Origin of the sequence: Tangfeifania diversioriginum, assembly GCF_900141875.1 — a bacterium.
GTDB lineage: Bacteria > Bacteroidota > Bacteroidia > Bacteroidales > Prolixibacteraceae > Tangfeifania > Tangfeifania diversioriginum.
In genome coordinates, this window is the sequence record NZ_FQZE01000024.1 from 30,380 (window position 1) to 43,839 (window position 13,460).

The window sequence follows — 13,460 nt, forward strand, 5'->3', positions numbered from 1 at the left end:
ATGATGATCAGAATGCGAAAGCAAATTATATTCCTGTTATTTTTTTTGGTAATAATAACCCCGAGAGCTTTTTCACAAATTGATGATGGAAGCAATTTTTCCATTTATTATTCCAGCCCGCGTACTTATACAATTGCAGATATTCAAATTTCAGGAATTGAATACCTCGATAAAACAGTACTCATTCAACTTTCAGGTTTGGCCGTAGGCCAGGAGATTGAAGTGCCCGGTGAAGCAATCACCAATGCCATAAAAAAACTCTGGCAGCAAGGCTTGTTTTCCGATGTAAAAATTACAGCACAGAAAGTTGTTGATGATGAAATTTGGCTCGATATTTATTTGCAGGAACGACCAAGGCTTTCAGATGTAAATTTTTATGGCGTTTCAAAATCGGAGCAAGATGATATTACCGAAAAAGTATTGCTGCTCAAAGGCAGCCAGATTACCGACAACCAGGTAAACAACGCCGAGCGCACAATCAAAAATATTTTTCTGGAAAAAGGTTTTCTGAATACCGAGGTCAATATTGTGCAGCGCGATGATACCACTCAAAACAACAGCATAATACTCGATATTAACGTTGATAAAAAAGAAAAAGTAAAAGTTAACGATGTTATAATTCATGGCAACGAAGCCATCAGCGACAGGGTACTTGAGCGGGCCATGAAAAAAACCAATGCCAAAGAGCTGAAAAACTTTTTCAGAACCAAAAAATTCCTTCAGGAAGAATATGAAAATGACAAAGTTAATCTGATTAATAAATACAATGAAGAGGGCTATCGCGATGCCATGATTGTGGATGATACCGTTTACCAGGTTGAAGTGGGCCGCAAGAATAAACCCAGGGTAAATGTTGAACTTTGGATTGACGAAGGCGAAAAATATTACTTTGGCGATATTAAATGGGTAGGAAATACTGTGTATTCATCAAGGGAATTAAATAATTATCTCGGTATTGAAAAAGGGGAGGTTTTTAACCAGTCGATACTTGAGAAACAGTTGTTCGATCAGGAACAGGGACTTAACAACCTTTACTTGAACGACGGGTATCTTTTCTTCGATCTTCAACCCGTTGAGGTGAACATCAATAACGATACTATCGATTATGAAATGCGCATCAGGGAAGGAAACCAGGCCACAATTGACCAGGTGAAAATTACCGGCAACACCAAAACACACGAACATGTTGCCCGTCGTGAACTGCGTACCTATCCGGGCGATCTTTTCAGCAAGGAAGCAATCATCCGTTCGGTGAGGGAGCTGGCCCAGTTGGGACATTTCGATCCTGAAGCCATAAATCCTGATGTTCAGCCAAACCCCGAAGATGGAACGGTTGACATTGAATACCAGCTTCAGGAAAAAGCCAATGACCAGATTGAACTTTCTGGAGGTTGGGGAGCAGGCATGTTCGTTGGTTCCGTGGGATTGAAATTTGCCAACTTTTCAGTGCGCAACATATTAAATAAAGAAGCATGGAGGCCACTTCCCACAGGAGACGGACAAACACTCAGCTTGCGTTATCAAACCAGCGGACGTTATTACCGAACCGTGAGCCTTTCGTTTGTAGAACCCTGGCTGGGAGGTAAAAAACCAAATTCATTCTCGCTTTCGCTTTCACACTCACGAATTAACTACAGCGCCAATAAATATTATCAGAATTATAGCCCATATGGTGGCTATGGCGGCGGTTATTCCCCTTATGGGTATGGAAGCAGCTACGGTTATTCTCCTTATGGTTATGGCGGTTACGGCGGTTATGGTTATTCTCCTTACGGCGGTTATGGTGGTTATGGCGGATACCCGCAGTACACCTATAATTACGATGCTGAAGACGATAATGAAGAGAATGACCAGATTTGGGAAACCACAGCAGTGGCCCTGGGGTATGGTTACCGTCTGTCCTTCCCGGATGACTATTTTACTGTATATCACGAGTTGTCGATGGAGCATTACCGTCTTCAGAATATGGGGACTATGTTCTATTTCCTCGCGGACGAGTCTGGCGAGCAGGTAAATGGTTCATTTAACAATCTGAGTATCAGTACTGTTTTGAGCCGCAACTCTGTCGATAACCCGCTTTACTCACGAAGGGGCTCTCAGTTTTCGCTTTCATTAAAAGCAACGCCTCCATATTCTGTGTTTAGTGGAAAAGATTACAGTTCATCCGATATTTCAAACAAAGAAAAATACAAATGGATTGAATACCACAAATGGCTGTTTAAAGGGCAGGTTTATAACCCGATAAGCAGAAACAGCGATTTGGTTTTGCGCACTGCTGTAGAGCTCGGATTCCTGGGGTATTACGATGCTTACAGGCAGTCACCATTCGAAGGGTTTATTGTGGGCGGATCTGGTATGTCCGGGTATAATATTTACGGAACTGATTACATTGCTTTGCGAGGATATAAAGACTACAGCCTGAGTCGAGAAAGGCGTGGTTCTAATATGTACTCAAAGTTCACTATGGAATTGCGCTACCCCGTAACATTAAAACCCAGCGCCACAATTTACGGCCTTGCCTTTTTGGAAGGTGGTAATGCCAACATGAATTTCCAGAATTACAATCCGTTTAAATTGTATCGTTCGGCAGGTGTTGGGGTGCGTATCTTCCTGCCCATGTTTGGTTTGATGGGAATTGACTGGGGGTATGGTTTTGATGATGTGCCCTGGTCTTCTGATGCCAGCGGAAGTAATTTCCACTTTGTTATTGGTCAGCAGTTCTGATGGTTACGGTTTTGGCACAGAATATGATATGTGAAAAGTCAGTTGAATTAAAAAAATAGTTGCCATGAAAAAATTAATATTCACCATTGCCTCGATACTTCTGTTTACAGGAGCTACACTTGCCCAAAAATATGGCTATATCGATTCCGGTTACATCCTTGAAAATATACCCTCGTTCAGGGCAGCACAGGAACAGTTGGATCAGCTTTCGGCGCAATACCAGAAAGAGCTGGAAGGAATGCATGCTGAAATTGAACAAATGTATAAAGATTTTCAGGCCGAAAGTGTGTTGCTTTCGGAAGACATGAAACGCAAACGCGAGGATGTGATTATTTCGAAAGAGAAAGAATACAAACAATTACAGCGAAAATATTTTGGACCCGAAGGTGATTTGTACCAAAAACGACAGGGTCTTGTTAAACCCATTCAGGACGATATTTTTGCCGCCGTACAGGAAATTGCCAACGAAGGCAGTTATGCTGTTATTTTCGACAAAGCAGCCGGAACTACTTTGTTTTACACCAATCCAAGGTATGATTTAAGCGACGAGGTGCTGCAAAAACTCGGATATAAATAATTAATAATTATATTTGTGACCAAAAATTTAATATTACGTTGACTATGAGAAATTTAATGAAATTATTTACACTGCTGGTTTTGTTGGGAGTAACCGCAACAGCAAGTGCACAAGATTTAAAATTCGGCCATATCGATTTGCAGGCACTGGTACAGTTGATGCCTGAAAGAGCAACTGCCGAAACTGATTTTAATACTTTTCAAACCGAGCTGGAAGATGTTTTGGGTGAAATGCAGCAAAACTACCAGCAAAAGTTGCAGGAACTGGAACAATTGGGTGAAGAGGTATCTGAGGTAAAAAGAAATGCTAAAATTACTGAATTGCAGGACCTTCAGCAGCGCATGCAAAACTACCAGCAAACTGCCCAACAGCAGTTGCAACAAAAACAAGGTCAGTTGTTACAGCCTGTTTTCGAAAAAGCTGAAAACGCTATTGAAAAAGTAGCAAAAGAGCAAGGCCTTATTTATGTTTTCGATGCAGGTGCAGGAGTTGTTCTCTACAAATCAAATCAAAGTATGGATTTACTCCCGCTTGTAAAAGAAGAGTTGGGACTCAGCAACAACTAAACATCGGTTTTAGAAAAAATTAATCAAAAATAGTATAACCTGTGTGGCTTCCACGCAGGTTTTTTTTTGTATAAATTGCATTGTAACAATGAATATTAGATTGATTTTTGCACTTTTCTGTTTTAAAAACCAGCCGCGATATTCGATATAATCGTTCTGAAATGCTTTTATAACAGGTTTTCTTACCTGATTTTTGCTCCATTTTTTGTTGGTTGTCAAATGAATTCAAGCTATATTTATTGAATACGTTTATGAATGAAAATTGGACCTATGACAACTGATAAAAATAGTGCAGATGCAAGTGAAATCCGTATTCCTGAGAATACATTTTTATTTGAAATAGCCTGGGAAGTGTGCAATCAGGTAGGGGGCATTTATACCGTTATTCGCTCCAAGGTGCCATCAGCTATCGAAAAATGGGGAGTGGAGAACTACTTTTTAATCGGTCCCTATTTCGAGGAACAGGCTGCTGCCCACTTCGATCCGGCCACCGATTTTTCTACGCCGGTGGGCAAGGCGGTGCTCGAAATGCAGGAACGTGGTTTCGACGTGCATTACGGCCAGTGGATAGTTTCCGGAAGGCCAAATGTAGTCCTTTTTAATCCTTTTTCGGTTTACGACAAACTGGGAGAAATCAAACATTTTGTTTTGCAGGATTATCATATTGCACTGCCCGGGCAGGATGAACTGCTCGATAAAGTGGCCGCGTTTGGTTTTCAGGTGAAAGAATTTCTGCGCTTTTTGTGTGGGGCCGAATTGTGCAGCGGCCACAAGGTGATTGCCCATTTTCACGAATGGATGGCCGGCCTGCCCATTCCTGGTATCAGAAAAGAAAACCTGGACATTAAAATTGTTTTCACAACGCATGCCACTCTGCTCGGGCGCTATCTGGCAATGAATGACAACAGGTTTTACGACCATCTTCCGTTTTATAACTGGGAGGTGGAAGCCACCAATTTTAACGTGAAACCCATTGTTGAAATTGAACGCGCTTCGGCACATGGCGCCCATGTGTTTACAACTGTGAGTGAACTTACCGGCCGCGAATGCACCCACCTGCTTGGCCGAACTCCTGATATGATTCTTCCGAACGGCCTGAATATCGAACGGTTTGAAGCATTGCACCAGGTACAGAACCAACATTTCCAGTTTAAAGAAAAAATCCATGATTTTGTGATGGGGCACTTTTTTCAGAGCTACTCCTTCGATTTGGATAACACCCTGTATTTTTTTACATCAGGAAGGTACGAATACCACAATAAAGGATACGATTTAACCCTGGAAGCCCTTGCCCGGCTCAACTACAAAATGCAGCAGGCCAATTCGAAAATGACAGTGGTATCGTTTTTTATTACTAAACAGCCCTACTATTCATTTAATCCTGAAGTGTTGCATTCCAAGGCAATGATTGAAGACATTCAGCGTGTTTGCGAGGAAATAAAAACGCAGGTGGGACGAAGATTATATACCGACATAACCGCCACGAACGGGACTTACGATTTTCCCGATTTGAAAGAGATGGTTGATGATTACCTTCGCCTGAAACTCCGGAGAAATGTTCAAACCTGGAAATCGAAGAACCTGCCTAAAATAGTTACCCATACATTAATCGACGATTCCAAAGATCAGATTTTGAATTTCCTGCGCACTGCCAACCTGGTGAACAACGAACACGATAAAGTTAAAGTGGTTTATCACCCTGATTTTATATCCACATCCAACCCGCTGTTTAAAATGGATTACAACCAGTTTGTGCGGGGGTGCCATTTGGGCATTTTCCCCAGTATGTACGAACCCTGGGGCTATACACCACTCGAGTGCCTGGCCAGCGGATTGCCATCCATTACAAGTAACCTGGCTGGTTTTGGCGATTATGTTTCGCGCTATATTCAGGATCACGAAAAACAAGGTATGTTTATTATCGACCGGAAAAGCAATGATTTTCACCGGGCGGCCGAAGAACTGGCCGAAATCATGTTCAGGTTTGTTGGGATGACACGGCGCGAACGGATTGCCCTGCGTTATCAATGCGAAGAAGCGTCACTGCATTTCGACTGGTCGAACCTCGGTGAATATTACGATAAAGCTTATAACCTGGCAGTTGAACGTTAATACAGCAAAATATATTTATGGAACATGCACCCATTGGAGTTTTCGATTCAGGCTATGGCGGACTGACCGTTTTAAAAGAATTGCTGAAAAAACTTCCCGGTTACGATTTTCTTTACCTGGGCGATAATGCCCGCACTCCCTACGGAACACGATCATTTAAAGTAGTTTATGAATATACGTTGGAGGCTGTAAACTATCTTTTTGAAAAGAATTGTCCGCTGGTAATAATTGCCTGCAATACGGCCTCGGCAAAAGCGCTGCGCAATATTCAGCAGCTCGATTTACCCCGTATTGGACCCGACCGCAGAGTGCTCGGGGTAATACGCCCGAGCGTAGAAAGGGTGGCTGAAATTACCCGGAACGGACATGTAGGAGTTCTGGGAACATCGGGTACCGTTGCCTCGGAATCGTATCCCATTGAATTGGAAAAGTGGTCGGAAGGGAAAGTGAAATCAACGGTTCAGGAAGCTTGTCCGATGTGGGTGCCTCTGGTTGAGAATAACGAGATTGAAACAGAAGGCGCTGAATTTTTTGTGCGAAAAAACATTCAGAATATATTTCAGAAAGATAAAGATATTGACACACTGATTCTGGGTTGCACGCATTATCCACTCCTTGGGCACGTTATTCGGAAATATGTTCCCAACGGGGTTCAAATACTGGAGCAGGGTGAAATTGTGGCCGGGAAACTAATCGATTACTTACGCCGGCACCCGGAGATTGACGATAAAATTTCTAAAACCGGGTCGCTTGAATTTTTGACAACAGAATCGACCGGGAATTTTGAAAATCAGGCAGCACTTTTTTTAGGTAAAAAAGTAACTGCCCAAACTATTCATCTTTGATTTTTTTTACTGAGCCAGCTGCTTTATCGCGGCATTCATGGCATTGAACTTTTCCTCCATATCGGTAAGAAGTTTGTACTGTGCTCTTGTACGCACAAGGTTGTGGTCTTCCGATTTGGTTTTGTAATAGTTATCGCCATCAATATAATCCATCAAAAAACGCAACACCTGCTCGTAGGTAATGTATTTAGCTGAAAATGCCAGGTATTCCAGTTCTTTTTCAGTAAGAAATGAAGCCGCTTCTTCGAGGTACCCTTTGGTAAATGCCCTGAAAATTTCCATGTCCATCGACACGTTATCCAGGTTTTCGTCGTCTTCTTTTCCGGTATTGGTATAAAATCGGATGGCATCGCCAAAATCATTTAAAACAGTGCTGTTCAGTACAGTATCGAGGTCGATGACACAAAGCACTTCGCCGTTTTTGTCGAAAAGAATATTGTTGATTTTGGTGTCGTTGTGGCTAACGCGCGTGGGGATTGTTCCGTCTTCAACCAGTTTCCAGAAGCTGAGCATTTCCTCGCGCCTGCTGTCAATCCAGTCGATTTCTTCCTGTACCTTGGCTTTCCGCCCAACCGGATCGCGCTGTAAAACATCGTCCCATTGTTCAAAACGGATTCTGATGTTATGAAACCCGGGCAGAATATCGGTCAGTGGTTCTTTCAAATCGGCTACCTGCGATTGAAATTTACCCACTCCTTTTCCGCCGGCATAAGCCAGTTCAGGTGTTTCTGCTGCATCGTAGGCTATGGTATCGTCAATGAACAGGCTGACTGCCCAGTATTCGTCATCTTGGTCGAGGTAATAGAGTTTTCCGTCGTGCGCAGGAATTATGGTCATCGCCTCGCGCATAGGATCACCGCCGGCTTTTTCAACTTTGGTTTTAATGTGATTGCATACTTTCTGTATGTTTTCCATCATGGCCGGTATCGGCGAGAAAACATTTTTGTTTTTCCGCTGGAGAATGTAGCTGGGAGAGTTCCCTTTAGTTTTGATTATAAATGTGTCATTAATAAAACCTTCTCCGAGTTGTGTTACTTCGTCAATTTTTCCATCAAGTTGAAACTTGCCGGCAATTTCAGTTAAATCAGTATTCATTTGAATGTTTTTATTTAAAAATTTCCTGGGGATATTCTCCCTCTTTTATAAGCGATTTAATTTTTTCTACCACAATGGGTTTGTCTTCTTTGTAGGTTACGCCAAACCAGGGGGAGTTTGTATTCAGTACTTTAACGGAAGCTTTGCCTTCATCAATCATTTCAAAAACAACCGATGGGATGTACATTTCCGATTTTGGTTTATCGATTTCATTTTTCAGAAACTCGGTAAATTTTTGCTCGAGTACTTCAAAAATGGAGGTTTTAAATCCCCATATATTCATCGAAACGGTTTCTTCTCCGGTAAGTACTTTCTCGCTGCCATCGGGTTCTATTGAAATAATTTTCCCGTCTTTTTTGAGAATTTTTTTGGTTTCTACTATTGATTCCAGCAGGTTGTTCTCATTTACCTGGCAGATTCCTCTCGATACCGAACCGAAATCTGACAATGTATTGTGGAGTTGATATCCCACCATGGAATATTCATTCGTATTTTCAGAATTCATCAGGAAATCGGCCATAACTTTGTAGGCATTGAGCCCGTAAAAATCATCGGCATTTAATGCACAAAACGGCTCGTTGATAACATCTTTGGCTACAAGGATGGCATGGGCAGTTCCCCATGGTTTTTCGCGGCCTTCAGGAAGTGAAAAGCCTTCCGGCAAGTTATCCAGTTCCTGGAACACATATTCCACCTCTACTTTTCCGGCCAGTTTATTGCCGAATTTTTCTTTAAATGCATCGGCAAAACTTTCCCGAATTACAAAAACTACTTTCCCAAATCCGGCACGTATGGCATCAAAAATGGAATAATCAATTATTGCCTCTCCGTTGGGGCCAACTGGTTCAACTTGTTTCAGCCCGCCAAACCGGCTGCCCATTCCGGCAGCGAGAATTACTAATGTTGGTTTCATCATGGTATTTTGTTTTTATTACGAAAAAAGGAAATCTTTTTGATAAAAGAAAACGATTGTTCGAAAAGTTTTTAATTTTTTTCAAAAGAAGTTAACTGTTTGCAGTTTTATTTCAAAAGCAAACCGATCTCCTGATTCAAAAATAATCATTTATACCAACTGGCATACATTCCGTAAGCCTTTGCAATTCGTTTGATTTCTCCGTCGAGTAGTTCGGGGCTTATTTCTTTTATTTTTTTTGCAGGAGTCCCGGCATACACACTTCCCGATTTCACCACGGTTCCTTTGGTAACTACCGACCCTGCTGCAATAATGGAGTTGCTTTCTATAACTGCATCGTCCAAAACCACTGCGTTCATCCCAATCATAACATTGTCATTAACGGTGCAACCGTGAACAATTGCACCATGTGCAATGGTTACGTTACTGCCAATATTGGTGGGCGATTTTTGGTAGGTTGCATGTATTACGGCGTTATCCTGGATGTTTGTATTGTCGCCTATTTTTATATAATGAACATCGCCTCTCACTACAGCATTAAACCAAATACTGCAGTTATCTCCCATTTCAACATTGCCGATTACAGTGGCTGTTTCTGCCAGGAAACAATTTTCCCCAACTATGGGTGTTTTGTTATTTAATGTTTTTATGAGTGCCATTTGCTGTTTGAAATTTAAATTGATTCCAAATATATTAAAACCTTTAAATAATTGGATATGTCATTCCCAACTTGTTAAATAATGGTTATTTTTGTTTTGTAAGTTTAGTATTAAAAAAAGTATAGCAGATTCCGAAATTAAGATTACTTAGTTTTGGAATCGTTTTGCTTATAGATTGAAATTTTCAGAACAAAAAATATAATTAAATGAAGGATGCAAAAGTGATTCAGCTGGAGGAAGTCGCTATCCGTTTCTCGGGAGACTCCGGAGATGGTATGCAACTTACCGGAACACTGTTTTCAGATGCCACGGCTTTTTTAGGTAACGACATTTCAACATTCCCCGATTACCCATCCGAAATACGGGCCCCGCAAGGTACGGTTGGCGGAGTTTCCGGATTTCAGGTGCAATTTGGGGAGAAAAGAATAAGCACACCGGGCGATTATGCTCATGTGCTTATTGCCATGAACCCCGCAGCAATTAAAGCAAATGCAAAATTTATGAAACCAGGCGGGACCATTATTTATGATTCCGATGCGTTTACAGAGAAGAATTTGAAGAAAGCAAATTTTACGACTGACGAACCATTTCTGGAGTGTGATCTGCAGGATTACAATAAAATTGCCGTGCCAATTTCAAGCCTCACCCGCGAAGGATTGAAAGACTTCGGGCTCGACAATAAAAGCATCCTGAGAAGCAAAAATATGTTTGCACTTGGGTTGGTTTGCTGGATGTTTAACCGGCCTCTCGATTATATTGAAGAATTTCTGCAATCGAAGTTTGCCAAAAAACCTGTTGTTGTTGAGTCAAATATTAAGGTGTTGCACGATGGGTATAACTACGGGTTAAACATGCAGCACATGACCCCCAGCTACATTGTGCATCCGGCAAATATTGAAAACGGAACCTACAGGAATATTAACGGCAACCAGGCAACAGCCTGGGGCCTGCTTGCGGCTGCCGAAAAAGCAGGGGTGGAACTGTTTCTCGGATCTTATCCAATTACTCCTGCAACCGAAATTCTGATCGCACTTTCAGAACGCAAGGACCTTGGAGTAAAGACATACCAGGCCGAAGATGAAATTGCTGGTATCACTTCAGCTATCGGAGCGGCTTTTGCAGGCGATTTGGCAGTCACAACTACTTCGGGGCCGGGGTTGGCTCTCAAATCAGAAGCTATAGGGCTGGCAGTTATGGCCGAGCTTCCGCTGGTTATTGTAAATGTACAACGCGGCGGCCCCTCCACAGGATTGCCAACCAAAACCGAACAGTCGGATTTGATGCAGGCTCTGTATGGAAGAAACGGTGAAAGTCCGGTTGTGATTCTTGCTGCAACCACTCCGTCCGATTGTTTCTTTTATGCATTCAAAGCCGCTAAAATTGCACTGGAACGAATGGTGCCGGTTATTCTGCTTACCGATGGATTTTTAGGCAACGGAAGCGAGCCGTGGAAAGTGCCCAAAGTTGCTGAACTCCCATCCATCACGCCAAGAATTGCGAAAGATGCTTCCACGTTCAAGGCCTATAAAAGAGATGAAAAAATTTTAGCACGCGACTGGGCTTTCCCGGGAATGAAAGATTTTGAACATTTGATTGGTGGACTTGAAAAGAATGTTTCTGGCTCGGTTAGTCACGACCCTGAAAACCACCAGTGTAATACAGATATAAGAGAAGAAAAAGTTCAGCAGGTGGTTGATTTGGTTCCCGATTTGGAAACTTGCGGCGATGAAGACGGCGATGTGCTTGTAGTTGGCTGGGGGGGGACTTATGGTCACTTAATCAGTACAGTTAGAGAACTCAGGGAGGAAGGCAAAAATGTGAGCCTGGCTCATTTTAATTATATCAAGCCGCTTCCGGCAAATACCAGGGATGTTTTCAGTAAGTTCAAAAAAATAATTGTTTGCGAATTAAACATGGGGCAGTTTGCCAGTTACCTGCGCGACAAAGTTCCGGGGTTTAATTATCATCAGTTTAACAAAGTGAAAGGGTTGCCTTTTACTGTTTTTGAATTGAAACAAGGAATTAACAAATTACTGGAGGAATAAGCAATGACGGAACAAAAATATACCATAAAAGATTTTAAAAGCGAAAACGAAGTACGCTGGTGCCCGGGGTGTGGCGACTATGCCATTATGAATGCCGTGCAACGAACCATGGCCGATATGGGAATTCCTAAAGAAAAATTTGCTGTAATATCAGGAATTGGTTGTTCATCACGATTCCCCTATTATATGAATACATTTGGTTTTCACACCATACATGGAAGAGCGGCGGCTGTTGCTTCAGGTGTAAAAATGGCCAACCCCGATTTGAGTGTTTGGGTAGTTACCGGCGATGGCGATGCCATGGCAATTGGCGGGAATCATTTTATTCATACTATCCGCAGAAATATGGATTTGAATATTGTTCTTTTCAATAACCGGATTTATGGTTTGACCAAAGGACAGTATTCGCCTACATCCGACAGAGGGTTCAGAAGTAAAACTTCGCCTTTCGGCACAATTGAAGATCCCTTTGTGCCGGGGCAATTGGTAGTTGGAGCAAAAGGTACTTTTTTTGCCCGCACAATTGATGGTAACCTGAAGGTCAGCCAGTCGGTATTTCAGCAGGCTGCTGCTCACAAAGGTGCCTCAGTGGTCGAGGTTTTGCAAAACTGTGTAATTTATAATAACGGCGTTCATAAGGCAATTACTGACCCGGAACACCGCGCCGACAGGCAACTAATACTTGAACAGGGAAAACCCATGTTATTTGGTGCCGAAAATGAAAAAGGCCTCATTATGGAAAACGGGCGCCTGAAAGTGGTGAAGATTGGCAAAAACGGTATTACAGAGAATGATATTCTTGTGCATGATGCTACGGACTCTGATCCTTCAGTGCACCTGTCGCTCATTAGCATGGGGCTTCCCGATTTTCCGGCTGCTTTTGGTGTTATCCGTAATGTTGACTCGCCGGCTTACGACACTGAAATGGAAAATCAAATAAAACAGGTTCAGCAAAAGCGCAAAATTACCTGTGTGGATGATTTGCTGGTTTCGGGGAATACCTGGGAAGTTACGGGCAATGGAAATGGCAATGGAAAAACAGAAGAATGCCCTGACAAGAAGCTCAAATAACAGCAAATTTTAAATAGAAGAAGAAAAGTTATTTACCTGGTTTTCATAACAAAAGGCTGATCCAAACGGGTCAGCCTTTGTGTTTTTTATGAATTTCTTTTTTGTTTAAAGCTTAATGGCAACGCCAATGTTCAGGTAGGCAATACCATACCCCAGCTCCATCATTCCTGCAAAAGTTTCATTAAAGTAGTAGCGGCCACCCACATAAAATGCAGAAGTAAAGCCACTGCTTGCAGCCGAGCCATAGTTAAAATCACCACTGCTCGATTTCCAGCTTACAATTCTGTATCCCAGCATAAGGCCGGCATAAGTGTCCAGCTGATCGATAAACTGGTAGTGGAGAGCGCCCCTTGCCCCAATAATGATATTATTGAAGCTGTAGCTGCTACCCCAACCGGTGTATTTAGAACCGCTGTATCCAAGGTAGCCGCCAACACCCAGCGAGCTGTTTTCGTCAAACAGTTCATCTTTTACTCCAACCTCGTAGGAGGCAGAAAGCGGAGGTACGCTGCTTGAATAGTACGATCCTGTGTACAAGGTATTCCCAATCCCGAGCCCAAGGTTCAAAACATTATCGCCTTCATTAAAAGTGTTTTGGGCACTTAGTGAAGCTGTTAAAAATAATGCGAATAAAACAGGTAGAATTCGTTTTTTCATAATAGTTTTTTTACTGTTTAATAATTAATACAATTTATGATAATATTCAGTTCATGTCAACAAAATTCCTCATTTATCGTTCAATAAATTTGTTTTTTCCTTCACAGAAATATTTCTCATTTAAATTGTGATTTTACTTATGAGGCAGTTTTGGGTATTTTTGTTCAATATATTATTTTCGGCGCATGATTAAACA

The 13,460-nt window shown here is 42.1% G+C and carries 11 protein-coding genes; 7 read left to right on the top strand and 4 right to left on the bottom strand.

The window, feature by feature from the left end:
- The 5 genes from bamA (at position 1) to murI (ending at position 6,824) form a co-directional block, all read left to right on the top strand.
- Positions 1-2,724: an outer membrane protein assembly factor BamA gene (bamA, locus tag BUC07_RS14660; RefSeq protein WP_245792712.1), complete on the top strand. Its 2,724-nt coding sequence runs from the start codon at positions 1-3 to the stop codon at positions 2,722-2,724.
- A 64-nt stretch (positions 2,725-2,788) separates the two neighbouring features.
- Complete coding sequence (locus tag BUC07_RS14665) at positions 2,789-3,301, top strand: OmpH/Skp family outer membrane protein (protein ID WP_073171043.1); 513 nt, start codon at positions 2,789-2,791, stop codon at positions 3,299-3,301.
- A 44-nt stretch (positions 3,302-3,345) separates the two neighbouring features.
- Positions 3,346-3,867: an OmpH/Skp family outer membrane protein gene (locus BUC07_RS14670; RefSeq protein ID WP_073171045.1), complete on the top strand. Its 522-nt coding sequence runs from the start codon at positions 3,346-3,348 to the stop codon at positions 3,865-3,867.
- A 255-nt stretch (positions 3,868-4,122) separates the two neighbouring features.
- Positions 4,123-5,979, top strand: a complete 1,857-nt coding sequence (locus BUC07_RS14680) for a glycosyltransferase (RefSeq protein ID WP_217652710.1) — start codon at positions 4,123-4,125, stop codon at positions 5,977-5,979.
- 17 nt (positions 5,980-5,996) lie between these two features.
- Positions 5,997-6,824: a glutamate racemase gene (murI, locus tag BUC07_RS14685; protein WP_139279604.1), complete on the top strand. Its 828-nt coding sequence runs from the start codon at positions 5,997-5,999 to the stop codon at positions 6,822-6,824.
- Between the two features lie 6 nt (positions 6,825-6,830).
- On the opposite strand, the gene BUC07_RS14690 is transcribed toward murI, so the two are convergent.
- The 3 genes from BUC07_RS14690 to BUC07_RS14700 form a co-directional block, all read right to left on the bottom strand.
- Positions 6,831-7,919 (bottom strand): phosphotransferase enzyme family protein, encoded by a 1,089-nt coding sequence (locus BUC07_RS14690; RefSeq protein ID WP_073171057.1) that lies wholly within the window; start codon positions 7,917-7,919, stop codon positions 6,831-6,833.
- Positions 7,920-7,929: 10 nt separating this feature from the next.
- Positions 7,930-8,835, bottom strand: coding sequence for a nucleotidyltransferase family protein (locus tag BUC07_RS14695; protein ID WP_245792713.1), 906 nt, complete (start codon positions 8,833-8,835; stop codon positions 7,930-7,932).
- A 143-nt stretch (positions 8,836-8,978) separates the two neighbouring features.
- Positions 8,979-9,491, bottom strand: a complete 513-nt coding sequence (locus BUC07_RS14700) for a gamma carbonic anhydrase family protein (RefSeq protein ID WP_073171059.1) — start codon at positions 9,489-9,491, stop codon at positions 8,979-8,981.
- 206 nt (positions 9,492-9,697) lie between these two features.
- Here BUC07_RS14700 and BUC07_RS14705 point away from each other — a divergent pair, with 206 nt between their 5' ends.
- Both BUC07_RS14705 and BUC07_RS14710 read left to right on the top strand, forming a co-directional pair.
- Positions 9,698-11,536, top strand: a complete 1,839-nt coding sequence (locus tag BUC07_RS14705) for a 2-oxoacid:acceptor oxidoreductase subunit alpha (protein ID WP_073171062.1) — start codon at positions 9,698-9,700, stop codon at positions 11,534-11,536.
- A gap of 3 nt (positions 11,537-11,539) precedes the next feature.
- A complete protein-coding gene (locus tag BUC07_RS14710) occupies positions 11,540-12,607 on the top strand; it encodes a 2-oxoacid:ferredoxin oxidoreductase subunit beta (protein ID WP_073171065.1) in 1,068 nt (355 codons plus the stop codon).
- Positions 12,608-12,712: 105 nt separating this feature from the next.
- Here BUC07_RS14710 and BUC07_RS14715 read toward each other — a convergent pair whose 3' ends face one another.
- Positions 12,713-13,264: a hypothetical protein gene (locus BUC07_RS14715; RefSeq protein ID WP_073171068.1), complete on the bottom strand. Its 552-nt coding sequence runs from the start codon at positions 13,262-13,264 to the stop codon at positions 12,713-12,715.
- Positions 13,265-13,460: the final 196 nt, after the last annotated feature.